At 63.5% G+C, this 23,061-nt stretch carries 22 protein-coding genes; 21 read left to right on the top strand and 1 reads right to left on the bottom strand.

Going from position 1 to position 23,061, the window contains the following annotated elements; genetic code table 11:
* Window position 1 precedes the first annotated feature (1 nt).
* From G7047_RS25395 to G7047_RS25295, 21 genes are all read left to right on the top strand, one after another.
* Entirely contained in the window at window positions 2–3,097 is a 3,096-nt protein-coding gene (locus tag G7047_RS25395) for an efflux RND transporter permease subunit (protein WP_035884267.1), read from the top strand.
* Window positions 3,094–3,414, top strand: a complete 321-nt coding sequence (locus G7047_RS25390) for a DUF3240 family protein (protein WP_003056157.1) — start codon at window positions 3,094–3,096, stop codon at window positions 3,412–3,414. The genes G7047_RS25395 and G7047_RS25390 overlap by 4 nt, the downstream gene beginning before the upstream one ends.
* Complete coding sequence (locus tag G7047_RS25385) at window positions 3,411–4,709, top strand: TolC family protein (RefSeq protein WP_230590195.1); 1,299 nt, start codon at window positions 3,411–3,413, stop codon at window positions 4,707–4,709. Before G7047_RS25390 ends, G7047_RS25385 begins: the two co-directional genes overlap by 4 nt.
* On the top strand, window positions 4,690–5,478 hold the full coding sequence (locus G7047_RS25380; RefSeq protein ID WP_227472611.1) for a phosphatase PAP2 family protein: 789 nt from the start codon (window positions 4,690–4,692) through the stop codon (window positions 5,476–5,478). The genes G7047_RS25385 and G7047_RS25380 overlap by 20 nt, the downstream gene beginning before the upstream one ends.
* On the top strand, window positions 5,475–7,148 hold the full coding sequence (locus G7047_RS25375) for a phosphoethanolamine transferase (protein WP_003056147.1): 1,674 nt from the start codon (window positions 5,475–5,477) through the stop codon (window positions 7,146–7,148). Before G7047_RS25380 ends, G7047_RS25375 begins: the two co-directional genes overlap by 4 nt.
* An 11-nt stretch (window positions 7,149–7,159) precedes the next feature.
* On the top strand, window positions 7,160–7,582 hold the full coding sequence (locus G7047_RS25370) for a diacylglycerol kinase (RefSeq protein ID WP_012204569.1): 423 nt from the start codon (window positions 7,160–7,162) through the stop codon (window positions 7,580–7,582).
* Between the two features lie 42 nt (window positions 7,583–7,624).
* A complete protein-coding gene (locus G7047_RS25365; RefSeq protein ID WP_012204568.1) occupies window positions 7,625–8,539 on the top strand; it encodes a LysR family transcriptional regulator in 915 nt (304 codons plus the stop codon).
* A 25-nt stretch (window positions 8,540–8,564) separates the two neighbouring features.
* Entirely contained in the window at window positions 8,565–8,792 is a 228-nt protein-coding gene (locus G7047_RS25360) for an EexN family lipoprotein (protein WP_049405256.1), read from the top strand.
* Between the two features lie 216 nt (window positions 8,793–9,008).
* On the top strand, window positions 9,009–11,012 hold the full coding sequence (locus G7047_RS25355) for a conjugal transfer protein TraG (RefSeq protein WP_166311122.1): 2,004 nt from the start codon (window positions 9,009–9,011) through the stop codon (window positions 11,010–11,012).
* Window positions 11,009–11,473 carry a ribbon-helix-helix protein, CopG family gene (locus G7047_RS25350; RefSeq protein ID WP_041104112.1) on the top strand — a complete coding sequence of 155 codons (465 nt, stop codon included), beginning with the start codon at window positions 11,009–11,011 and terminating at the stop codon, window positions 11,471–11,473. Before G7047_RS25355 ends, G7047_RS25350 begins: the two co-directional genes overlap by 4 nt.
* On the top strand, window positions 11,470–12,519 hold the full coding sequence (gene trbB / locus G7047_RS25345) for a P-type conjugative transfer ATPase TrbB (RefSeq protein ID WP_023123307.1): 1,050 nt from the start codon (window positions 11,470–11,472) through the stop codon (window positions 12,517–12,519). Before G7047_RS25350 ends, trbB begins: the two co-directional genes overlap by 4 nt.
* Window positions 12,516–12,902 (top strand): TrbC/VirB2 family protein, encoded by a 387-nt coding sequence (locus G7047_RS25340; protein ID WP_023123306.1) that lies wholly within the window; start codon window positions 12,516–12,518, stop codon window positions 12,900–12,902. Before trbB ends, G7047_RS25340 begins: the two co-directional genes overlap by 4 nt.
* The gene (locus tag G7047_RS25335) at window positions 12,899–13,171 is read left to right on the top strand and encodes a VirB3 family type IV secretion system protein (protein WP_023123305.1); all 273 of its coding nucleotides are present in this window, start codon (window positions 12,899–12,901) and stop codon (window positions 13,169–13,171) included. Before G7047_RS25340 ends, G7047_RS25335 begins: the two co-directional genes overlap by 4 nt.
* Before the next feature lie 12 nt (window positions 13,172–13,183).
* Window positions 13,184–15,643, top strand: coding sequence for a conjugal transfer protein TrbE (gene trbE, locus G7047_RS25330; RefSeq protein ID WP_166311121.1), 2,460 nt, complete (start codon window positions 13,184–13,186; stop codon window positions 15,641–15,643).
* Window positions 15,640–16,395, top strand: coding sequence for a P-type conjugative transfer protein TrbJ (gene trbJ, locus G7047_RS25325; RefSeq protein WP_027457565.1), 756 nt, complete (start codon window positions 15,640–15,642; stop codon window positions 16,393–16,395). Before trbE ends, trbJ begins: the two co-directional genes overlap by 4 nt.
* Before the next feature lie 11 nt (window positions 16,396–16,406).
* Window positions 16,407–16,706 (top strand): hypothetical protein, encoded by a 300-nt coding sequence (locus G7047_RS25320; RefSeq protein ID WP_027457564.1) that lies wholly within the window; start codon window positions 16,407–16,409, stop codon window positions 16,704–16,706.
* Window positions 16,703–18,055, top strand: a complete 1,353-nt coding sequence (gene trbL / locus G7047_RS25315) for a P-type conjugative transfer protein TrbL (protein WP_048629390.1) — start codon at window positions 16,703–16,705, stop codon at window positions 18,053–18,055. Before G7047_RS25320 ends, trbL begins: the two co-directional genes overlap by 4 nt.
* Window positions 18,056–18,066: 11 nt before the next feature.
* Window positions 18,067–18,771 carry a conjugal transfer protein TrbF gene (trbF, locus tag G7047_RS25310; RefSeq protein ID WP_166311120.1) on the top strand — a complete coding sequence of 235 codons (705 nt, stop codon included), beginning with the start codon at window positions 18,067–18,069 and terminating at the stop codon, window positions 18,769–18,771.
* Window positions 18,768–19,772: a P-type conjugative transfer protein TrbG gene (gene trbG / locus G7047_RS25305; RefSeq protein WP_048629392.1), complete on the top strand. Its 1,005-nt coding sequence runs from the start codon at window positions 18,768–18,770 to the stop codon at window positions 19,770–19,772. The genes trbF and trbG overlap by 4 nt, the downstream gene beginning before the upstream one ends.
* A gap of 2 nt (window positions 19,773–19,774) precedes the next feature.
* Complete coding sequence (locus G7047_RS25300; protein ID WP_166311119.1) at window positions 19,775–21,043, top strand: TrbI/VirB10 family protein; 1,269 nt, start codon at window positions 19,775–19,777, stop codon at window positions 21,041–21,043.
* Complete coding sequence (locus G7047_RS25295; protein ID WP_048629394.1) at window positions 21,040–21,285, top strand: DUF2274 domain-containing protein; 246 nt, start codon at window positions 21,040–21,042, stop codon at window positions 21,283–21,285. The genes G7047_RS25300 and G7047_RS25295 overlap by 4 nt, the downstream gene beginning before the upstream one ends.
* 245 nt (window positions 21,286–21,530) lie before the next feature.
* Here G7047_RS25295 and G7047_RS25290 read toward each other — a convergent pair whose 3' ends face one another.
* Window positions 21,531–23,060 carry a hypothetical protein gene (locus G7047_RS25290; protein ID WP_240939262.1) on the bottom strand — a complete coding sequence of 510 codons (1,530 nt, stop codon included), beginning with the start codon at window positions 23,058–23,060 and terminating at the stop codon, window positions 21,531–21,533.
* Window position 23,061: the final 1 nt, after the last annotated feature.

The raw sequence follows: 23,061 nt of genomic DNA, 5'->3' as shown, positions 1-23,061 counted from the left end.
CATGTTGTCCCGTCTGATTGAATTTTCCCTGCGCCAACGTGCGCTGGTACTGCTTGGCGTGCTGGCTTTGGCGGGTGCGGGCCTGGCGGCCTTCCTGCAATTGCCGATCGACGCCTATCCGGATATTTCCCCCACGCAGGTCAAGCTGATTATCAAGGCCCCTGGCATGACGCCCGAGGAGGTGGAATCGCGCGTGATCACGCCGCTGGAGATGGAGTTGCTCGGTGTGCCGCGGGGCGTGATGCTGCGCTCCACGGCCAAGTACGCCATAGCCGACATCACGCTGGACTTTGCCGAAGGCAGCGACATCTACTGGGCGCGTCAGCAGGTGGCTGAACGCTATGCCGGCGTTTCGGGCAGCCTGCCCGAAGGCGTCAGCGGCGGGCTGGCGCCGATTTCGACACCGCTGTCGGACGTGTTCATGTTCACCATCGAAGGCGGTGGCCTCACGTTGAGCGAGCGCCGCGCCCTACTGGACTGGACGCTGCGCCCGGCCCTGCGCACGCTGCCCGGTGTTGCTGATGTCAACGTGCTGGGTGGAGAAGCCAAGAGCTTTGCTGTGGTGCCGGATCGCGCACGGCTTTCCGCTGCGGGCCTCAGCTTCTCTGATGTCATCACGGCGATCGGCCGCAACAACCGCAATGACGGTGCGGGCCGCCTGGATGCAGGCGAAGACACGCTGATCGTGCGCGCCGAAGGCGCGATCCACACTTTGGACGATTTATCCCGTCTGATCCTGCGCGCGGGGGCCAATGGTACGGCCCCAGTTCGCCTGGGCGACGTGGCCCAGGTGCGCATCGAAGGCGTGACGCGATATGGCGCCGTCACCCGGGACGGCGCGGGCGAAGCGGTGGAAGGCATCGTGGTGGCGCTGCGCGGGGCCGATGCCTCGGCGCTGGTCAAAGCCATTCGAGCCCGGCTGGACGAGGTGACTCCCAGCCTGCCGCCCGGCGTCAAGGTGGTGCCGTTCTATGACCGCAGCACGCTGATCGAGCGCGCCGTGGGCACGGTGGAAAGCGCCTTGCTGGAAGCGACGGTACTGGTCGTTATCCTGCTGCTTCTGTTCCTCGGCGAGCTTCGCGCCGCGCTGGTTGTGGCGGTGATGGTGCCTTTGGCGGCACTGGGCACCTTCTTGCTGATGCGTCTGGTCGGCATGAGCGCCAACCTGATGAGCTTGGGGGGCCTCGCGATCGCCATCGGCATGCTGGTGGACGCTGCCGTAGTGGTGGTGGAAAACGCCGTCAGTCGGCTCGACCCGCACGCGCCCAGTGCGCACCAGCCGCGCCTGCACCGCATATTCGCCGCGGCGCGCGAGGTCGCCATGCCTGTGGCCTCGGGCATCCTCATCATCTGTCTGACCTTCATGCCCCTGCTCACTCTGCAAGGGTTGGAAGGCAAACTGTTTGTGCCGGTGGCGCTGACCATCGTATTCGCCCTGGGCGTCTCGCTGCTGCTGTCGCTCACGCTGGTGCCGGTGCTGGCCTCGCTGCTGCTCAAGGAACACGCTCACACCGAGCCGTGGGTGATGCGCTGGGCCACGCGCCTGTACCAACCGCTGCTGGAGGCTGCGCTTCACCACCCGCTACGCGCATCGGCGGTCGCCATCGCGGCCCTGGCATTGGGTGTGGTGGCCTACCTCGGCACGGGCAAGGCGTTCATGCCGACGATGGACGAGGGCGATATCCTGCTGCAACTGCAAAAGCCGCCGTCCATCGGGTTGCAGCGCTCGCTGGAGATTGACCTGGCAGTGCAGAAGGCCATCGGTGCGGCGGTGCCCGAGGTGCGGCACAGCATCGGGCGGGTGGGCTCCGACGAGCTGGGGCTCGACCCGATGGGCCTGAACGAAACCGACCTGTTCATGCAGCTCGCACCGCGCAAGGATTGGCATGCAGCCGACAAGGACGCGTTGAGTGCCGAGATACGCAAGGTGATGGATGCCTTCCCCGGCCTGGAATTCGGCTTTACCCAGCCCATCGAGATGCGCATCTCGGAAATGCTCACCGGCAGCCGGGGCGACGTGGCCGTCAAGCTATTCGGCCCTGATCTGCAAACGCTGGGCGATCTGGCGCAGCGCATGGCCGCTCGCATCGAGAAAGTGCCCGGTGCGCGCGACGTGCTCACCCAGGCCAGCGACAGCGTGGAATACCTGCAGGTGAAGGTGGATGCGCAGGCGGCGGGGCGCGCCGGACTGGCCGTGACGCAGGTTCAGGACGAGCTGCGCGCGCAGCTCGAAGGCGTGCCGGCCGGGCTGGTGATCGAGCCGGACAGGCGCACGCCCATCGTGGTGCGCGGGGATGCCCGGCTGCGCGGATCGGCCGAGCGGTTCAAGGACTTGCAGCTCGCCCGTGGCGATCAGGGCGAAATCCCCTTGACCTCGCTGGCGCGCATCGCCACCACTGATGGCCCCGTGCTGGTGCGGCGCGAGAACGGCTCGCGCTTCGCGCTGATCCAGTCCAGCGTGAGTGGGCGCGATCTGGTCGGCTTCGTGGATGAAGCGCGCGCCGCCGTGGTGCGCGACGTGCCGCTGCCGCCCGGCTACCGCGTCGAATGGGGTGGGCAGTTCGAGAACCAGCAACGCGCAGCGGCCCGCCTTGGCATGGTGGTGCCGGTGGCCCTGGGACTGATTTTCTTCGTGCTGTTCATGACCTTCGGCTCGGTGCGGCAGGCCGCGCTCATCCTCGGCAACGTGCCGTTTGCCATGGTCGGCGGCGTGGCGGCGCTGTGGCTGTCGGGGCAGTACCTGTCGGTGCCTGCTTCGGTCGGCTTCATCGCGCTGCTGGGCATCGCCGTGCTCAACGGATTGGTGCTGATGACGCACTTCAACCACCTGCACGCGCTAGGCCTGCCCATGGAACAGGTGGTGCGCGAAGGTTCGCTGCGACGGTTGCGCCCCGTGCTGATGACGGCTTCCATCACCGCCTTTGGCCTAGTGCCCCTGCTGCTGGCCAGTGGCCCTGGCTCTGAGATCCAGCGCCCACTCGCCATCGTGGTGATTGGCGGACTGGTCAGTTCCACTGCGCTGACCCTGGTCCTGCTGCCGGTGCTGTACCGGCGATTCGGCCAGGCCATCTCCTCACAACAAGGAGTCCACGCATGAACGGATTGAAAGAAGCGCAACTGGTGCGCCTGAATCTGGTGTTTCCACCCACGCTCGAAGACGCCGTCACCGATGCCCTGATGGCCGACCCGGTGCTGCCAGGGTTCACCCTGTTGCACGCCGAAGGGCATACCGGCGACTTCGCGCGCGCGTCCATTCGCGAGAAGGTTCGCGGCCGTGTGGATCGGCGCGTCATTTGGGTATTGATCGAATATGAACAACTGGAACAGGTCCTGGCGCATCTGCGCCAGCGCATCGCGTCTAGCGATGTCCGCTGGTGGGTGGAGTCGGTGTTGGCAAGTGGAAGACTGGTATGACGAGTAAAAACAAAGGATGCAGCCTGGTACTACCGACTGGTGCCGTCATGGTGGCTATCGCGGCTTTGACATTTCATCCCGCGCAAGCGCGCGCCGATGATCTTTCGTGGCTGCCTGCGCAGGCGCAAGTCGAAGCGGCGATAAAAATCCAGCCGGTCGTGAATGCCGCAGCCGCTCGCTTGGACGCGGCGGCCGCCACGCAAAGCGCCCTTGAAGCCGGTAGCCACGAATTTGAACTCAGTAGTGGCCTACAACGTCGCAACGTGACCAACGAAGCGCGTCGCTACAACGAATGGGAAATCCAGCTCAGCCGTGCTGTTCGCTTGCCAAACAAGGCGCGTATAGATCGGGACATCGGCAGCCGCACCCGTAGGGTGGCCGATATGCGCCTTGAAGATGCCGAGCACCAAATGGCAAGGCGACTGTTGGAAGTCTGGGCCGGATGGCTGCGCAGTTTCGTCGTAGCCGACGAGATGCAAGCTCAGGAAAAGTTGCTTAGACGTGAGCAGGAAGCAATGGCCCGCCGCGTGGCCCTGGGCGATGCAGCGCAGCGGGACAGCGACGTTCTGCAAGCCGAACGCGCGATGCTTGCAGCCCAGGTTAGCGCTGCGCGCGACGCAGAACGGGCAGCACGACAAACGATGGTGATCGAGTTCCCGGGCATTGAGATTCCCGCGCGGCCATCCACGCTGCCAGATCCCGATCCTTTGCCGGGCGGGGTACAGGAGTGGCTGGCGCGAATTGTGCGACAAAGCGTCGAAATCGGCATTGCCGATGGAGAGGCAGCGCGCCTTGCCAAGGTGGCCGAGCGAGCTCGCGCCAACCGCACGCCCGACCCCACAGTCGGGGTACGGATGATGTCTGAACGCGGTGGGACGGAACGTGTCATTGGCGTTGTCCTGACGGTGCCATTTGGCACTGACTATCGCAGTGCAATGGCTGCCACGGAAAGCGCCAACGCAGCTGCCGCAGAGGCAGAGGCGCTCGGCGTGCGGCGCGCGGTGGAGCAAAGTGCGTGGGTAGCCGCGCAGGCAGCTGAAAGTAAGCGCACGCAGTGGCAGTCATTCGCGCAGGCGCTGGCCGCGCAGACCACGGCCAGCAACCGCACGCGGCGAGCTTGGGAACTGGGAGAGGCCCCCTTGGCCGAATACCTCTTGACGTTGCGAAACCTGCGCCAGACACGCCTCGGTGAGGCACAGGCTCGCATCGATGCGCTGCAAGCGTCAGCACTGGTGCGTATCGATGCGCATGCGCTGTGGCATTCGAAGGAGGCACATGCCGATGCCCCTCAATGAATCCCGACTACTGGGCAACGCCCCACTATCCAACGCACCATTCGCACCTCGATTCTTAATCACTCATTTAGCGCTACCAGCGGGTGCGGCGCTGATCATCAGCAGTCTATTGATGGATGGCGGTGGGGACTTCTGGGTCGCCGATCATCTCTATCGCTTGCAGGGCAGCCGATGGGCTTTGCGGGATGCCTGGCTAACCAGCAACCTGCTGCATCGTGGTGGGAAGAATCTTTCCACCTTCCTGGCAATTGCGGTTGCAGCAACGTGCATCTGGGCTTGGAGAAAAAAACGTAGCAACAAATGCTCGGCATACCTACGCTGGCCGCTACTGTATCTTTTTTGTGCGTACTTGATCGGGGCACTGACGGTTTCGGCGCTGAAATCGTTCACTAACATGGATTGCCCCTGGAACTTGGTGCGCTATGGCGGAGCGCGAGTGTTTGTGGGCCTGTTTGAAACACGCCCGCCCGGTATGCCGCGCGGTGTGTGCTTTCCCGCAGGGCATGCAAGTGCCGGATATGCATGGGTCAGCCTATATTTCTTTACCTTGATGGTTCGTCCTGCCTGGCGTTGGATGGCCTTGGCTGCAAGTTTGATGATAGGTGCCATCTTTGGATGGACCCAGCAGGTGCGCGGAGCCCACTTCCTTTCCCATGACTTGTGGACGCTCCTGATTTGTTGGGTCGTTGCCTTGGGTCTTTTCATGGTCTGGCAACGCTGGTTTGTTGATGGCTCAGGCGATGTCTATTCATCGGGGTTCCAAGCATGAGAACTTTCAAACAGGCTCTCGGTCTGATGCCGCGATTCAGAACTGCAAACCTCAAGGACCTAAGCCATTGGCGACCACAATGCAGCGTCGAGTGGCTGATCTTGATGACCAGTATTTTCTTTGCACTAGCCTGCAATGGTCTATTTTGGAGTAGCGCCTTAGGCGTCCAGTCCAGCTTACGCATGGGTACATCCGTACTGCTGTTTCTGGTGGGAATTCACAGTCTGCTGTTGAGTTTGGTTGTGTGGCGCTGGAATGCCAAGGTTTTACTTGCGGTGCTTTTTGTTGCCTCTGCCCTCGCAACACATTACATGCGCAGCTTTCATATCTACCTCGATTCGAGCATGTTGCGCAATGTTCTAGCCACAGACTTCAAGGAAAGTCGCGAGCTACTGACGCCTGCATTGATTGCTCCACTAAGCCTACTGGCAGTAGTTCCGATTATTTTTCTTTGGCGAATCCGATTGCTCGGGCGTACTTGGCTGAAAGCAACCGTGTGGCGTATGGGATTGATGCTGTTTTCGACACTGATGATTTCGGGCGGTGTCATGCTGTCATTTCAGGACATGTCCGCACTGATGAGAAATCATCGCGAAGTGCGATACTTGATTACACCGGGAAACTATCTGGTGGGTTTGCCGAAGGCACTGACAGGTTCCTCTATCACGCAGTCCGCCGAAAAAATACCCATTGGAGCTGATGCCGTTGCAACAGTCAGGCCCGAAGGCAGTCGGCCACGTTTATTAGTCTTTGTCGTAGGCGAGACGGCTCGCGCCCAAAACTGGGGATTGAACGGCTATGCACGCGAAACAACGCCTCAATTGACTCAGATGGGTGTGATCAATTTCTCCGACATGCACTCCTGTGGAACTAATACCGAGGTTTCTGTGCCTTGCATGTTCTCGTCCTTTGGTCGCCGAAACTACGATGAAGACAAGATTCGCTCACACCAATCCTTACTGCATGTTCTGGAGCGCGCCGGTATTACCACCTTATGGAGAGATAACCAGTCAGGTTGCAAAGGGGTGTGCGATGGTCTCGAATATCAAAGCCTAGGGAATGCACAAAGTTCCTCTTTATGCGTTGATGGTCGGTGTTTCGATGAGATTTTGCTTGAAGACTTACCAGCTCAGGCTCGCAAAAATCCCGGTGATCGTGTGATTTTTTTGCACCAGCTTGGAAATCATGGCCCCAGCTACTTTCAACGATACCCAGCAGCGTATCGAAAATTCATCCCAACATGCGACACACCGGAAATGGGGAAATGCACCCGCGAACAGATTGTGAATAGCTACGACAACGCTATTCTCTACACAGATCATTTCCTAACCCAAGTCATTAAAAAATTGCAGGGCCTTTCCGACTACGACACAGCTATGATATTCGTCTCGGATCACGGCGAATCCCTGGGCGAGAAGGGACTTTTTCTGCACGGCATGCCTTATGCGATTGCTCCACAAGAGCAGACTCGTGTTCCTTTGGTTATGTGGTTCTCTTCAACGTTTACTCAAAGTCGAGGGCTGAATATTGGCTGTTTGAGTGAGCGAGCCCGCTCTTATGCGAATCACGACGCATTGTTTTCGTCTGTCTTGGGGCTAATGCAGGTTAAAACAAGTGAGTACGATAGGAATTTCGATTTTTTCTTTGGCTGTGATGATAAGAATATATAAGAGTTGTTCTCATGAAAGATAAAAAACACACAATCGCAGCTGATTCCATGTCCGCATTCGAAAATAAACAAAAATCTCGCCGAGGAATATTGAGAATTTGGCATGCGTCCCATTACTCAATTCAGGGATTGCGCGCTGGATGGAATGAGCCGGCCTTTAGACTTGAGTCAGTATTTTCCTTTGTGTTGGTCCCATTGGCCTTCTGGTTGGGGCAGGGATGGGTCGAAGTCGCTCTTCTCTCAGGAAGTATCCTTATTTTGATGATTGTGGAGCTACTCAATACTGCTGTGGAATCGGCGATTGATCGTATTGGCCCTCAATGGCATGAGCTATCAAAGCGTGCAAAGGACATGGGAAGCGCTGCCGTGCTGTTAGCCACTTTGCTGACCGGGGGGGTTTGGCTGTCAGCACTCTGGCAAAGGCTGATTAATTAGCCGCGCAAATGAAATTAGACGAATTAAAGTGGAGTGAGCACAATGGAGCTTCGACATCTTCGCTGCTTTCTCATCGTTGCGGAGGAACTTCATTTCGCTCGCGCCGCTGAACGACTACATATCGACCAATCTCCACTTTCACGCACTATCAAAGAATTAGAAGAGGAACTTGGTGCTCGTTTATTCATTCGTACTACCCGAAGCACTCAACTAACCCGTGCCGGGCGACAGCTTTTGGAGCATGTCCCGCGCATTTTTACCGCATTGGATCAGGCCCGTGATGGCGTCAAGTCGGCCACCAACGGATTTTTAGGCCAGTTACGCATTGCCTTGTCTGATGGTGTAACACCCACACGATTGTCAACTTTGCTGGCGCGATGCCGTGAAGAGGACCCTGAAGTTGAGATGCGTCTGTTTGAGGTGCCGCTCGGGCTGCAGATCAAGGGTTTGCATGAAGATCTGTATGACGTAGGTTTTTCGATGGCAGAGGATGGAGGCGATGGTATCTTGGTCACACCTGCTTGGGAAGATGAACTGATGGTAGCGGTGCCAGCCCGCCATCCCGTGCTCGCCTTCAAACAGGTTCCGCTGAAAGAAGTGCTGCGCTATCCGTTGGCACTGGGCGACCCGGCGGTCTGCGAAGGCCACGCGCGGCAGATCGATCGTTTTCTGCGCAAGCTCGATCAGGAGCCGCTGATTGCGCAGCGCGTGGCAACCTTCGACGTGATGATGACGCTGGTTTCCGCTGGCCTGGCTTTGGGCCTAGCGGGCGAGGCGCATATCGCCTCCAGCCGCGAGCCGGGTGTCGTGGCCCGCCGCTTGGCAGGCAAGCCATACATGCTTACGACCTATCTGCTACGCCGCGATGCGGAGCCGTCCGAGATGCTGGCTCGGTTCATCGAGCGTGTGGCCTTCATTGATTCGGCAGACGGTATCGACGCTGCCGACGATGCCTGAACCATCCGACGAAAGGACTGGAATCATGAACAGAGTGATGCTACTGATGCTGACCGTCGCACTGACCGCATGTGGCTCGTCTCAACCTTCGGAAACCGTGGATTTCCTCGCGGCGCATCCCGAGCGCATCAAGGAGATTCAACGGCAATGCAAGGAGGATCGTGCGAAGGTCGGCGATGAACTTTGCCGCCGTGCGGCCGAAGCCGCCAATCGCCGCTTCTTCGGTGATCGACCTGAGCAGAAATCCAAATAACCTTGTTGTAGTCGCTTCGTAGCGACAAAGTTCTCGCCGTGACCTCGTCACGCCGCAACGTGCTCGCGCACGCTGCGTTCTTATGGCTTTCGACCCTGCAAGAAATCTGGCTTTTTCGGCCTAAATCACAGCCATAACGGCCTTTGACCGGCCTGTACGCACGCCTTGATCCTCAGTGCTGCGGCACCTCCGTGTGCCGTGATCGGAGGCGAGGTTATGCAAGGGACGAACGTGCTGTTCGGTCAGATCGCCGTGGTATTCGGCATCGTGATCGCCGGTGTGTGGAGCGCCACACAATGGACGGCAGCGGCCCTGGGCTATCAACTACGCCTTGGCTCGCCGTGGTTCGATTTTCTAGGCACGCCGGTCTATCACCCGTGGCGACTGTTCGAGTGGTGGTTCTTCTTCGATGCCTACGCGCCCCGCGTGTTCGACATCGGCGGCGCTATTGCGGGCGGCAGTGGTCTCGTCGCCGTGCTGGTGGCGATTGGCATGTCGATCTGGCGCTCGCGGCAATCGCGCCTGGTCACGACTTACGGCTCGGCCCGCTGGGCGAACGCGGATGACATTCGCAAGGCGGGACTCACGCAGCCGGCCGGCGTGTTCCTCGGCCAGCACGACCGTCAGTACCTGCGGCATGAAGGGCCGGAACACGTCCTGACCTTCGCACCCACGCGCAGCGGTAAAGGCGTTGGCCTGGTGGTGCCGACGCTGCTGTCCTGGCCGGCCTCGGCCGTCATCCACGACATCAAGGGCGAGAACTGGCAGATCACCGCAGGCTGGCGCAGTCGGTTCAGCCACTGCCTGCTGTTCAACCCGACCGATGCGAAGTCGGCGGCCTACAACCCGCTGCTGGAGGTGCGGCGCGGCGCGCATGAAGTGCGCGACGTGCAGAACATCGCGGACATTCTGGTCGATCCCGAAGGCGCGCTGGAGCGGCGCAACCATTGGGAAAAGACCTCGCACGCGCTGCTGGTCGGCGCCATCCTGCATGTGCTCTACGCGGGCGAAGACAAGACGCTGCGCGGCGTCGCCAACTTCCTCTCCGACCCGGCTTGCCCGTTCGAGCTGACCTTGCACCGGATGATGACCACGCCGCATCTCGGCGATGGCCCGCATTCGGTCGTGGCCTCGGCGGCGCGCGAAGTGCTCAACAAGTCGGACAACGAACGCTCCGGCGTGTTGAGCACCGCCATGTCGTTCCTCGGCCTGTACCGTGATCCCACTGTGGCCGAAGTCACGTCGCGTTGCGATTGGCGCATCGCCGACCTGATCGCGGCCGAGCATCCGGTGTCGCTGTACCTCGTGGTGCCGCCTTCGGACATTTCGCGGACGAAGCCGCTCATTCGCCTGATCCTCAACCAGATCGGGCGGCGCCTCACGGAATCGCTCGATGGCTCCGACGGCATCGAGCGCCGCCACAAGCTGTTGCTGATGCTCGACGAGTTCCCGGCGCTAGGCCGCCTGGACTTCTTCGAGACGGCCCTGGCTTTCATGGCCGGCTACGGCATCCGCAGCTTTCTCATCGCGCAGTCGCTCAACCAGATCGACAAGGCGTATGGGCAGAACCATTCGATCCTCGACAACTGCCATGTGCGCGTGACGTTCGCCACCAACGACGAGCGCACCGCCAAGCGCATCTCCGAGACGCTGGGCACCGCCACCGAGCTGAAATCCCAACGCAATTACGCCGGCCATCGGCTCGCGCCGTGGCTGGGCCACCTGATGGTGTCGCGGCAGGAAACCGCGCGCCCGCTGCTGACGCCGGGCGAAGTCATGCAGCTTCCGCCCGATGAAGCGGTGGTGATGGTGTCCAGCGTGGCCCCGATCAAGGCCAAGAAGTTGCGCTATTACGCGGACAGCAATTTCAAACGGCGCGTGTTGCCGCCGCCCGTACTTGCGGCCGGGTGCTATGCCGACGTGCCGCCCTCTCGGGCCGATGACTGGAGCGGGCTGGCGATTCCCTCCATGCCCGCCACACCGGCAACTGCACCCGTTGATGGTCTGGGCAGTGCCGACGACGGCGGCGGCCCGCGCCGTCAGCTCGAACTTTCCGAAACCGTCATCTACGACCCTGAGCTGGCCGCGTCCGCAACCGACCTCGGATTGCTCGATGACGACGATGACTTGCCGCTTCTCCTTCCTCGCCAGCTTGATCCGGCCATGCAGCGCACGGCCCGGCTGGCTTCCCTCGACCCCAACGACGGAATCGAGCTATGAGCCACTACCGCCTCAATCTGTTCATCCAGCCGGAGCACGCCAAGCGCTTGGACGAGCTGGCCGCCAAGAAAGGCGTATCGAAATCCAGCATCGTCGCAGCGGCGCTCGCATCGTGGCTGTCACCCGATGCTGCCGACCAGCGCGAAGCAGCGATTGCCAAGCGGCTTGATCGCCTGTCGCGCCATGCCGAGCGGCTGGAGCGCGACCAGAACATCCAGATCGAAACGCTGGCGCTATTCATCCGCTACTTCCTCACGGTCAGCACGCCAGTTCCCGAGGCGCACCAAGACGCGGCGCGTGCCCAGGGCAAGGCGCGGTTCGAGCAGTTCGTGGAGCAGTTGGGCCGTCACCTGCTGCGTGGGCGCAGCCTGGTGCGCGATGTGGTGGAGGAACTGCACCCCGACCCGATGCGGATGGATGACGCGGCGGCAGTTGCCGAAGCGCAGGAGCGTGCCTCATGAGCGCCGTTCCCTCGTCATACGCCACCTCACTCGACCGCCGCATCCAGATGCTGCGAACGGCGATGGGGCCGCTGATCGCCGCCGCGCTCGAAGACCCGGACGTGGTGGAGGTGATGCTCAACCCCGACCGGACGCTATGGGTGGATCGCCTGTCCTCGGGGCGCGCGCCGATGGACGTGGAGCTGTCCGAGGCGGACGGCGAGCGAATCATCCGGCTGGTCGCAGCCCACGTCGGCGCGGAAGTCCACCGCGGCCAGCCGCTGCTGTCCGCCGAGCTGCCCGAAACGGGCGAACGCTTCGAGGGCATCTTGCCGCCGGCCGCGCCGGGGCCGGCCTTCGCGCTGCGCAAGCGCGCCATCGGCGTGATTCCGCTGGAGCGGTATGTTGTGGACGGGATGATGACGGTCTCCCAGGCTGGCTTTCTGGTGCGCGCGGTGCGCGAGCGGCAGAACGTCCTGATCGCCGGTGCCACCAGCAGCGGCAAGACCACGCTCGCCAACGCCTTGCTCGCGGAAATCGCCGCGACGGGCGACCGCGTGCTGGTGCTCGAAGACACGGTGGAACTGCAATGCGTGGCCCGCGACCACGTTCCGCTGCGCACGCGGGCGGGCGTGGTGTCCATGACCGAGCTGGTGCGCTCGTCCATGCGCCTGCGCCCGGATCGCGTGGTCGTCGGCGAGGTGCGCGGCGCCGAGGCGCTGGATCTCATCAAGGTGTGGGGCACCGGCCATCCGGGCGGCATCGCCACGATCCACGCCGGCTCCGCGCTGGGCGCGTTGCTGCGCCTGGAGCAACTGATTCTCGAAGTGGCGGTGAACCCGCCCCGTGCGCTGATCGCGGAAGCGGTCAACGTGGTCATCCACATCGCCGGGCGCGGACGCAAGCGCCGTATCGAGAGCATCGCCCGCGTCATCGGCTTCGATGGCGTGGGCTACCGACTGGCGGATGCGATGGAAACACCGTTTCCCGAGCTGCCGCCACTTCCCGATGCCGCATCCGCTGCGGCGACTTCCCCATCCCTCGACCTTTCTGGAGAACTGCCATGACGCACGTTGATGCTTTCCGTATTTCTGTAAATCCGCTTCCCCGTCGTTCCAGCCCCGCACGGTTGGATGGTCTGGCTCGCCCGGCCATGCAAGGCTTGATGCTCGCTGCCTTCATGCTGCTGCTTGCGGGCACTGCGCAAGCCGCCGGCTCCTCGATGCCCTGGGAAGGCCCGCTGCAATCCATCTTGGAATCCATCCAGGGGCCGGTGGCGCGTATCGTCGCGGTCATCATCATCATCGCCACGGGCCTCGCGCTCGCTTTCGGCGACACGTCGGGCGGCTTTCGCAAGCTGATCCAGATCGTCTTCGGTCTGTCCATCGCCTTCGCGGCTTCGAGCTTCTTCCTGTCGTTCTTCAGCTTCTCGGGCGGGGCCGTCGTATGAGTGCCCCGGACGCCTTCGCGGCCGGGTTCGAGGTGCCGCTGCATCGCTCGCTCACCGAGCCGATCTTGCTGGGCGGTGCCCCGCGCACCGTGGCGATCGCCAACGGCACCTTGGCCGCCGCTGTCGGGCTGGGCCTGCAACTGTGGATTCCCGGTGTCGTGCTTTGGATCGTCGGCCATTCGCTGGCGATGTGGGGCGCGCGCGTCGATCCGCAGTTCATGGCCGTGTTCGCGCGGCACATCAAGCACCGCCCGCTGCTGGACGTGTGAGGGGACGCCGCCATGCTGAACCTTGCCGAATACCGCCAGCGGCCCGCACTGCTTGCCGACTGGCTGCCTTGGGCCGGGCTGGTCGCGCCGGGCGTCGTCTTGAACAAGGACGGCAGTTTCCAGCGCACGGCGCGCTTTCGTGGCCCCGACCTCGACAGTGCGACGCAAGGCGAGCTGATCGCCACATCGGCGCGCTTGAACAACGCGCTGCGCCGCCTGGGTTCGGGCTGGGCGCTGTTCATCGAAGCCGAGCGCCGGTCTGCCGCCGACTACCCGCACTCCGATTTCCCCGAACCGCTGTCCTGGCTGGTCGATGAAGAACGCCGCGCCGCCTTCGAGGACTCGGGCAATCACTTCGAGAGCTGCTACCACCTGACGCTGGTGTACCTGCCGCCAGAGGAATCGCGCGCCCGCGCGGCGGGGATGCTGTACGAGAACCGGCCCACCGAAGGCGTGGATTGGCGCGAGCGTCTGACGGCCTTCGTCGCAGAGACGGATCGCGTCTTTGACCTGCTCGACGGCGTGATGCCGGAGATCGCCTGGTTGGACGACAGCCAGACGCTAACCTACCTGCACGCGACCGTCTCGACGCGACGCTACCGCGTCGGCGTGCCCGAAGTGCCGTTCCATATCGACGCGCTGCTGACGGACTCCGCGCTGGTCGGCGGCCTGGCGCCCAGGCTGGGCGACCAGCACCTGCGCGTGGTGTCGGTGCGAGGCTTTCCGACTTCGACCTGGCCGGGGATTCTGGACGACCTCAACCGCCTGGGCTTTGCGTATCGCTGGAGTACGCGCTTTCTCTGCCTGGACAAAGCTGAGGCGGAACGGGAGTTGGGGCGCCTGCGCCGCCAGTGGTTCGCCAAGCGCAAGAACATCATCGCGCTGCTGCGCGAAACGATTTTCCAGCAGGAAAGCCCGCTGGTCGATACCGACGCCAACAACAAGGCCGCCGATGCGGATGCTGCGTTGCAGGAGCTGGGCAGCGATCAAGTCGCCTTCGGCTACCTGACGGCGACCGTCACTGTCATGGATGCAGACGCTACTGTGGCCGACGAGAAGCTGCGGATGGTGGAGCGTGTGATTCAGGGCCGGGGTTTCGTGACGATCCCCGAAACCTTGAACGCCGTGGATGCGTGGCTGTCCTCGATCCCCGGCAACGCCTATGCGAATGTGCGCCAGCCCATCGTCTCGACGCTGAACCTGGCGCACATGATGCCGGTGTCGGCGGTATGGGCCGGCCAGGAGCGCAATGCGCATCTCGATGGCCCGCCGCTGATCGTCACGCGCACAGACGGCGCGACGCCGTTCCGGCTGGTGACGCACATCGGCGACGTGGGCAACACGCTGGTGGTTGGCCCCATCGGCATGGGCAAGTCGGTGTTGCTGGCGACGATGGCGATTCAGTTCCGCCGCTATCGCGGCTCGCGCATCTTCGCCTTCGACATGGGGCGTTCGATCCGTGCGGCCATCCTGGGCATGGGCGGCGAGCACTACGACCTGGGCGCGGATGACGAGATCGCCTTCCAGCCGCTCGCACGCATCGACCGCGAGGGCTACCGCACCTGGGCCAGCGAATGGGTGGAAGGCCGCCTGCTGCACGAAGGCGCGGCCGTCGGCCCGGACGAGAAGGCAGCCATCTGGTCTGCGCTGGGGAGCCTGGCCAGCGCGCCGGTGGAGCAGCGCACGCTCACGGGCCTGACGGCGTTGCTGCAATCGAACACGTTGCGCCAGGCACTCGCGCCCTACGTCCTGGGCGGCGCGCACGGCAGGCTGCTGGATGCCGACCATGACCGCCTCGGCACGGCCGATGTGCAGGCGTTCGAGATGGAGGAGCTGATGCACAGCAAGGCCGCTGTGCTCGCGGTGCTGCGCTACCTGTTCGCGCGCTTCGAGGAGCGGCTGGATGGTGCGCCCACGCTGCTGATCCTTGATGAAGCGTGGCTGTTCCTCGACGACCCGGTGTTTGCGGCGCGCATCCGCCAGTGGCTCAAGACGCTGCGCAAGAAGAACGTCAGCGTGATCTTCGCAACGCAGTCGCTCGCGGACGTGAAGGACTCGGCCATCGCGCCGGCCATCATCGAAAGCTGCGCGAGTCGGATTTTCTTGCCGAACCCGCAAGCGACCGAACCGCAGATTCGCACGATCTACGAGGGCTTCGGCCTCAACAGCCGGCAGATCGAGATCGTAGCCACCGCGCAGCCCAAGCGCGACTACTACTACCAATCCCGCCTCGGCAACCGCGTGTTCGACCTCGACCTGGGGCCGGCGACGCTGGCCTTCGCGGGCGCTTCCACGCCGCAAGACCAGCGAGACATAGACCGCGTGCTGGCCGACGCCGGCGTGCCCGGCTTCGCGGGCGCCTGGCTGCGCCATCGCGGCCTCGATTGGGCGGCTGACCTGCTGCCCTCGTTCCCCGGCCTCGCGCCGGGTTCCCTCCGTACCGCTGACCACCCCCAGGAGAACCAGCCATGAAATTGCATACCCCCAAACTCGCCGCGCTGACCGCTGTCTGCGTGCTCGCCTTCGGCATCGCGCAGCCCGCGCATGCCTTGTTCGGCGTCGGCGACATCGTGCTCGACCCGACCAATCTGATTCAGAACACGATGACGGCTGCGCGCACGCTGGAGCAGATCAACAACCAGATCCGCCAGCTCCAGAACGAAGCGCAGATGCTCATCAACCAGGCACGCAACCTGGCCAGCCTGCCGTCCAGCGTGGTCGGCCAGTTGCGCGCGAACCTGGCGACCACCCAGCGGTTGATCGCGCAGGCCAAGGGCTTGGCCTACGACGTGACGAGCATCGACCGCGAGTTCGCGCGCCTGTATCCCGAGAAGTACGCCGCCACGGTGAGCGGCAATCAGATGTACCTCGATGCGCAGGAGCGTTGGAAGAACACGCTCAACGGCCTGCAAACCACCATGCAGATGCAGGCCCAGGCATCGCAGAACCTGAGCGACGACGAAAGCGTGCTGGCCGACCTCGTGGGCAAGAGCCAGTCGGCCGAGGGTGCGCTGCAAGCAATGCAGGCCATGAACCAGTTGCTGGCCTTGCAGGCCAAGCAGTCGATCCAGACGCAGCGGCTCCAGATCACGCAAGACCGCGCGGCCGCGCTGGAACTGGCGCGGCAGGCGGCGGCCACGGAGCGCGGGCGCGAGGTGACGCGCCGTTTCCTGGGCGAAGGCACGCCGTACACGCCGCAGCCCGTCAATTTCTACAACCGCTGACGGAGGCTGCCATGCAACACACGCCCGTCGTGTTCGCCTTCGCCGTTCATGCGCTTGTGCTGGCCGGCTGTGGCTGGCCGCAGCAGTTGCCGGTGAATGCACTTGCCGCCGATCCGGCCCGGCTGCGCGCGCAGGGCGGCACGTTTTGCGCGCAGGTGGCCCAGGCCGACCTGGGGCGCTTTCTCTCCGGCCAGGCTGGGCCGGGCGAGTACCAGACGCTGGCCGACCTGCCGCCGATTCCGCCCGGCTTCGATGAACCCGCCGATTGCAGTGCGGCAATCGCTCTGCCTGGGCAGGAGGACTCGCCATGAACGACGTGACGGTCATCGACCGCTTCCTCGACACCTTCTCGCGCTACATCGACTCGGGCTTTGGCCTGTTGCACGGCGAAGTGGCGTTTCTGACCGCCACGCTGATCGTCATCGACATAACGCTCGCCGGGCTGTTCTGGGCGATGAGCCATGCCACCGGCCAGGGCGAGGACGTGATCGCCAAGCTGATCCGCAAGGTGCTGTACGTCGGCGCCTTCGCCTACATCATCGGCAACTTCAACTGGTTGGCCGGCATCGTGTTCCGCTCCTTCGCCGGGCTGGGCCTGACGGCCAGCGGCTCGGCCCTGAGCATGGAAAACTTCCTGCAACCGGGCCGGCTGGCGAAGGTCGGCATCGACGCCGGGGCGCCGATCCTCAAGCAGATCGGCGACATGGCGGGCTTTCCCGAAGTGTTCGTGAACATCACGCCCATCGTCGTGATGTTCCTCGCGTGGCTGATCGTCCTGCTGTGCTTCTTCGTGCTGGCGATCCAGCTTTTCATCACGCTGATCGAGTTCAAGCTGACCACGCTCGCGGGCTTCGTGCTGGTGCCGTTCGCGCTCTGGAACAAGACCGCGTTCCTTGCAGAGAAGGTGCTGGGCAACGTGGTGTCATCAGGCATCAAGGTGCTGGTGCTCGCGGTCATCGTGGGCATCGGCTCCGGGTTGTTCGCCGAGTTTCAGGTGCAGCCGACCGAGTCATCCATCGACCACTCCGTGGTCGTGATGCTGACCTCGCTGACGCTGCTGGCCTTGGGCATCTTCGGGCCGGGCATTGCGACCGGGCTGGTGTCCGGCGGGCCGCAGCTCGGGGCAGGTGCGATGGCGGGCGCCGCGCTGGGTGGGGCTGGCGCTGCTGTTGCCGTGGGCGCTGCGGCCACAGGCGTTGGCGGTGCAGTCGCCGCCGGGGCGCGCATGGCGCCCGCAGCCGCCAAGCTGGCCGGCAGCGGTGCGCGGGCTGCTGCTGGAGCCGCCAGCAGCGCGCGGTCGGCGTTCCAGGCCGGTTCTGCTTCGGCAGGCGGTGGCCTCAAGGGCACTGCCGTCGGCGTGGGCAACGTTGCCAAGACTGGCGCGCAGGCGACCGGGCAGAAGGTGGCCGAAGGCGCACGCTCAATGAAGGAGCGTGTCGCCGCTGCCTTCCGACCCGATGACGCCGGATCGGCGTCGGGTGCCGGTGCCGCGCAGGCGGCAACCGAGCCGCCCCCATCCACTGCGCAACCCGCCTGGGCCAAGCGCCTGCATCGCAGGCAGCAGCTCACCCATGCCGCGACCACCGCCGCCCACACGCTGCGCGGCGGCGATGGCGGTAGCTCCAGCCAGGGCCCAAGCCTTCGCGATTCCGATTCATAAGGAGAACTCCCATGCGATTCAAACGACCGCAGGTGCGCTACGCCGACACACCGCAACCTGCCACTCCGTACCAAGCCGCCGCCCAGGTCTGGGACGAGCGCATCGGCTCGGCCCGCGTGCAGGCGAAGAACTGGCGCTTCATGGCCTTTGGCTGCCTCACCTTGGCCGTGCTGATGGCCGGCGGGCTGGTGTGGCGTTCGGCGCAGTCCATCGTCACGCCCTATGTCATCGAGGTGGACAACGCGGGCCAGGTGCGCGCCGTGGGCGAGGCCGCCGCGCCGTACCGGCCCAGCGATGCGCAGATCGCCTACCACCTGGGCCGCTTCATGGGCCTGGTGCGCTCGCTGTCCATCGACCCCATCGTGGTGCGGCAGAACTGGCTCGACGCCTACGACTACACCACGGACAAGGGCGCCATCGCGCTCAACGAATACGCCCGCACCAATGACCCGTTCGCGCGCATCGGCAAGGAGTCGGTGACGGTGCAGATCACCAGCGTGACCCGCGCCAGCGACACGTCTTTCAACGTGCGCTGGACGGAGACGCGCTTTGTCAACGGCGCGCTGGATCGCACCGAACGCTGGAACGCGGTGATTTCCACGGTGCTGCAAACCCCGCGCACCGAGCAGCGTCTGCGCAAGAACCCCTTGGGCATCTACGTCAACGGGCTGTCTTGGAGCCGCGAACTGGAAGCGAACGAAGGAGCAAAACCATGAATGATCTTTTCCGTAAATCCGCCTTGCCGGTGATGCTTCTGGCTTCGACCGTGCTGTTCTCTGGCTGCGCCACGCAAGGCAAGCCACCGCCGTCCATCTCGCTCGATGAGCCGGTGCAGGCCCAGCCGCTGCCGGAGCCGCCTGCGCCTGTGGAAGTGGTGGCCGTTCCGCAAGTGCTGCCGATGCCGGCGCAGATGAAACCTGTGCCGGATGCCAAGCCCACGCCGGAACCCGCCGATGAAACCGTGCGCGTGTCCCGCGCCAACGCCGAGGCGCGCATTGCGCCTACGCGCGAGGGCTACGTCAATGCGATTCAAGTCTGGCCCTTCACGGACGGCGCGCTGTATCAGGTCTATGCGGCTGTGGGTCGCGTGACGGTGATCGCGCTCCAGCCGGGCGAGGAGCTGGTGACGGTGGCGGCGGGCGATACGGTGCGCTGGATCGTGGGCGACACATCGAGCAGCAGCGGTGATGCGCTGCGCGTGAATGTCATGGTCAAGCCCATCCGCTCGGGCCTCAAGACCAATCTGGTCATCACCACCAGCAGGCGTACCTATCTGCTGGAACTGACCTCGACCGAGAAGACGTGGATGGCGTCGGTGTCCTGGGAATATCCCAAGGACAAGATGCTGGCCTTGCAGCGCCAGGCGCAGGCGGCCAGCGCCGCCGCGCCGGTCGATAGCGGCCTGTCGTTGGAGAAGATCCGATTCCGCTACGCGGTCAGCGGGAGCAATCCGCCGTGGAAGCCGCTGCGCGCCTTCGATGACGGCGAGAAGGTCTATATCCAGTTCCCGCCGGGCATTGCCCAAGGCGAGTTGCCGCCGCTGTTCGTGATCGGCGCGCAGGGCGATGGGCAACTGGTGAACTACCGCTTCCGCTCCCCGTACTACATCGTGGATCGCCTGTTCGGCGCCGCCGAGCTGCGCCTGGGCGGAGACAAGGGTGATGTGGTGCGGATCGAGCGCACTGATGGCGTTTCCGGTGGCACGCGGAGGAACTGACCATGAGCCAGGACGATTCTCCTGATCTTGCACCGCAGGCGGGCAAGGTCGCACCCGAGGCAGTGGCGCTGCGCGCCCAACCGCGCCCGGTCACGCGCCTGAACCGGCGCACCTTGGCCATGCTCACGGGCGGCCTGTCGGTCGCCGTGCTCGGGGCCACGATCTGGTCATTGCAGCCGCACCGGCGCGGCGCGGGCGAGCAGACCGAGCTTTACAACGTGGATCGTGTCTCGAAGTCCGAAGGGTTGGACGGCCTGCCGGCCGACTACTCGAAGCTGCCGCCGAAGGTGCCCGAGTTGGGGCCACCGCTGCCGGGCGATCTCGGCCCGGCCATCGTGAAGTCGCAGCAGCCGGCGACGCCGACGTATGCGCCACCGGGCCACGACCCGGAGGATGCGCGGCGCAAGGAGGCTGATGCGGCGGCGGGTTCGTCGGTGTTCTTCCGCTCGGGCAACCAAGGCAAGGCCACCGCGCCGGTCACGGCGCAAGCCGCTGCGGCTGCGCCCGGCAGTGCCTTGGCGGGCTTCGACCCGCTGGCCGCTGGGCCGGCCTCGACGGCGGCCCAGCCATCCGATCCCATCGCCATGCAGAACCGGCAAGACCAGAAAGAGGCGTTCCTGAAAGGCGGCTCTACGGAAACCCGCAATTCCGGCAATCTGCAAATGCCGTCCTCGCCGTATCAGGTCATGGCGGGAACGGTGATCGCCGGGGCGTTGGTGACGGGCATCAAGTCGGACTTACCGGGCGACGTGATCGCCACGGTGACGGAGCCGGTCTACGACACGGCCACGGGCAAGTTCCTGCTGATCCCCCAAGGGTCGCGCATCCTGGGCAAGTACAACAGCCAGGTGAGCTATGGGCAGAGCCGCGTGCAGGTGGTGTGGAACCGCGTCATCCTGCCGGACACGTCTTCGCTGAAGCTCGACAACCTCGCGGGCACCGACCCGGCCGGCTATTCCGGCCTGGAGGATGGCGTCGATTGGCATTGGGATCGCGTCTTTGCCGGCGCGGCGCTGACGACGCTGCTGGGCGTGGGCGCCGAGCTGGCCGCACCGGAGAACCGGCAGAACGGCAACCGCATCGTGATCGCCGGGCGCGATAGCGCACAGGACAGCATCAATCAGGTCGGACAGGAGATGACCCGGCGCAACATGAACATCCAGCCGACGCTGACCGAACGGCCGGGCCTACCGGTTCGCATCATCGTCAACCGCGATCTGGTGTTGCGTCCGTACCAGCCGATGTTCTTCCAGCGGGGAGCGATGCAATGAGCACGACCAAGAAACTGCGGCTCGGCCCGCTGCCCAAGACCGAGAATGTGAAGCTGACCTTCGCTTGCCCGGCCAGCCTGAAAGCCGACCTCGACCGCTACGCCGCGTTGCACGCGCAGGCATACGGCGAAGCGGTCGATGCGACGACGTTGATTCCGCACATGCTGGAGGCGTTCATGGCAGCGGATCGGGGATTCAGGAAGGGAGGTAGGGGCAAGGCCGCACCGCCTCAATCGGGCTGACGATGCAGACACACTCACCAGTCACTCACGATGAAAGCGCAGCCTACGGGCTGCGCTTTCATCGTTCTGGGAGTCGGTCAGTTGGGCTATTATGGAAACGCAAGTCGGTCTGCTGTTGGAAAACGTGCCCGATGCAACGCGCTCCGGCTTTCTCTCCTGTCGCTCTTATGTGGCACCTAGCCCACGATGCCCGAGTCGCTTCAAGCGGCCCTAAACAGAGCTAACTTTGCGTCCCATATAGAGTTTTAGACCTCGTGCGATTTGCACAAATGGCTTGACACGAGCAGTTTTTTAGGTGCGGGTTTGACCTCGTACAGGTCTTCGTCGGCAAAAAAGCCCCGGTAACTGAGCAGGGCCTCGTACACGGCGCCCAGCTGGTTGATGGACAGCAGCTGGTAGCTGACGCGGCCCGAGCGTTTGCCCCGGCCTTGCCCTTTGCTGAGCGAGAGCAGCTTGATGACGCGCTGCCACACGGCATTGGGGAACTGCACCTTGCCCAGCAAGGGCATGGAAGTGTCGTCAAACAGGCGGCTGTCGAGCGGGGCCAGGGCGAAGGTGTCTTTGGCGCCCTGCAGGGCCACCTGGTCAGCGTTGCGCAAGCTGGCTTGCTCGCCGCCCATGCCGCAACCATGGGCCACGAGTTTGAACAGGCGGCGCAGGGTGAGGTCGAAGTATTTGCCCTCCCGCGCCTGCTGGGTGGGCAATGGCTGGCATTCAAGGTCGCGCAGGCTTTCGAGGCTGTAGCCCTTGAGGTAGACCTCGCTTTTGTTGATGGGCACGTAGCCAAGCTCGGGTCGGGCCTCGATATAGAACATGAACAGCAAGCGGTACACCATGCGCAGGCATTCCAGGCTGAGCACGCTGGCGTCGAGCTTGTATTGGCCGGAGTAAACGCTTTTCTTGCTGCCGCTGGCTTGTTCGTCGAGCTGGCGGGCAGCTTCGTTGCCCAGCAGTTCAATGGCTTCGCGCAGGGCGTATTTCAAATCTTCGCTGACCCCAAAGGCGTGTTTGTGGGCGTTTTCGTCCAGGCTCTCCAGCAGGCTGCTGCCCTCCCCCGGAGCCAAGCTGTCTTGGTGCAAGAGCGCGGCGCAGGCTTTGAGGGTGTCGGCGTCTTTGCGGTCAAGGATGTCGGCCCAGTTGAAGCGCAGGGCACGGTTGTTGGGCCATTTGTAACGGTCGAGCAGCAGCCATTCGTCCAGGCCCAGCAGCAGTACGTAGCGAGGGGGCTGGTCGGCACCAAATACGGCGTCTGACAGCAACTCGGCCCAGGTCTCGCCCTTGATATGGGTCGGCAAAGGCTCGGTGCCGTAGTGAAAGGCGGTGAGCTGGTGGTCGAGCAGGTCGTCGTCTTCGCGGCTGGGCTGGTAGGCGGGGATGATGGCAAGGCGCTGGCCTTGCAGCTGCCACAGGGGCAGGGGCAGGCCGCTGGCCAGTTCGTGCAGCGTGAGGGTGCGCGGTGGTGGCGCATAGCCCAGCGCTTGCAGCAGGCCGGACTGCATCTGCATGAAGGCGTGCCAGCGCTCGTGCTCGTCTTTGCCGCGCTGCACCTGACCTCGCAGGGCAAACCAGCGCTGGGCCCAAGCTTGCAGGCGTTTATTAGGCGTGCGGTTGGTATCGCCAGCATCATCACTGGCGTGCTGGGCTTCTTCGGCCTCCCAAGCGGTCAGGCGGTCTTTGATGTCGCCTTTGAACACTTCAGCCAGGTAGGGGTGGCTATAGAACTCGTTTTCGTTGGTGATACCAGCGAAGGTTTGAACATTTTCGATTGCGGGCATT

It is taken from the genome of Diaphorobacter sp. HDW4A (assembly GCF_011305995.1).
In the GTDB taxonomy this organism is placed as follows: domain Bacteria; phylum Pseudomonadota; class Gammaproteobacteria; order Burkholderiales; family Burkholderiaceae_C; genus Diaphorobacter_A.
The sequence above is the reverse complement of the archived record's forward strand: the minus strand, read 5'-3'. Positions and strand labels throughout refer to the sequence as shown.

Coding starts and splice junctions, on each gene's coding strand:
- G7047_RS25395 (WP_035884267.1), top strand. CDS start 2: ATGTTGTCCCGTCTGATTGAATTTTCCCTGCGCCAACGTGCGCTGGTA.
- G7047_RS25390 (WP_003056157.1), top strand. CDS start 3,094: ATGAACGGATTGAAAGAAGCGCAACTGGTGCGCCTGAATCTGGTGTTT.
- G7047_RS25385 (WP_230590195.1), top strand. CDS start 3,411: ATGACGAGTAAAAACAAAGGATGCAGCCTGGTACTACCGACTGGTGCC.
- G7047_RS25380 (WP_227472611.1), top strand. CDS start 4,690: ATGCCGATGCCCCTCAATGAATCCCGACTACTGGGCAACGCCCCACTA.
- G7047_RS25375 (WP_003056147.1), top strand. CDS start 5,475: ATGAGAACTTTCAAACAGGCTCTCGGTCTGATGCCGCGATTCAGAACT.
- G7047_RS25370 (WP_012204569.1), top strand. CDS start 7,160: ATGAAAGATAAAAAACACACAATCGCAGCTGATTCCATGTCCGCATTC.
- G7047_RS25365 (WP_012204568.1), top strand. CDS start 7,625: ATGGAGCTTCGACATCTTCGCTGCTTTCTCATCGTTGCGGAGGAACTT.
- G7047_RS25360 (WP_049405256.1), top strand. CDS start 8,565: ATGAACAGAGTGATGCTACTGATGCTGACCGTCGCACTGACCGCATGT.
- G7047_RS25355 (WP_166311122.1), top strand. CDS start 9,009: ATGCAAGGGACGAACGTGCTGTTCGGTCAGATCGCCGTGGTATTCGGC.
- G7047_RS25350 (WP_041104112.1), top strand. CDS start 11,009: ATGAGCCACTACCGCCTCAATCTGTTCATCCAGCCGGAGCACGCCAAG.
- trbB (WP_023123307.1), top strand. CDS start 11,470: ATGAGCGCCGTTCCCTCGTCATACGCCACCTCACTCGACCGCCGCATC.
- G7047_RS25340 (WP_023123306.1), top strand. CDS start 12,516: ATGACGCACGTTGATGCTTTCCGTATTTCTGTAAATCCGCTTCCCCGT.
- G7047_RS25335 (WP_023123305.1), top strand. CDS start 12,899: ATGAGTGCCCCGGACGCCTTCGCGGCCGGGTTCGAGGTGCCGCTGCAT.
- trbE (WP_166311121.1), top strand. CDS start 13,184: ATGCTGAACCTTGCCGAATACCGCCAGCGGCCCGCACTGCTTGCCGAC.
- trbJ (WP_027457565.1), top strand. CDS start 15,640: ATGAAATTGCATACCCCCAAACTCGCCGCGCTGACCGCTGTCTGCGTG.
- G7047_RS25320 (WP_027457564.1), top strand. CDS start 16,407: ATGCAACACACGCCCGTCGTGTTCGCCTTCGCCGTTCATGCGCTTGTG.
- trbL (WP_048629390.1), top strand. CDS start 16,703: ATGAACGACGTGACGGTCATCGACCGCTTCCTCGACACCTTCTCGCGC.
- trbF (WP_166311120.1), top strand. CDS start 18,067: ATGCGATTCAAACGACCGCAGGTGCGCTACGCCGACACACCGCAACCT.
- trbG (WP_048629392.1), top strand. CDS start 18,768: ATGAATGATCTTTTCCGTAAATCCGCCTTGCCGGTGATGCTTCTGGCT.
- G7047_RS25300 (WP_166311119.1), top strand. CDS start 19,775: ATGAGCCAGGACGATTCTCCTGATCTTGCACCGCAGGCGGGCAAGGTC.
- G7047_RS25295 (WP_048629394.1), top strand. CDS start 21,040: ATGAGCACGACCAAGAAACTGCGGCTCGGCCCGCTGCCCAAGACCGAG.
- G7047_RS25290 (WP_240939262.1), bottom strand. CDS start 23,060: ATGCCCGCAATCGAAAATGTTCAAACCTTCGCTGGTATCACCAACGAA.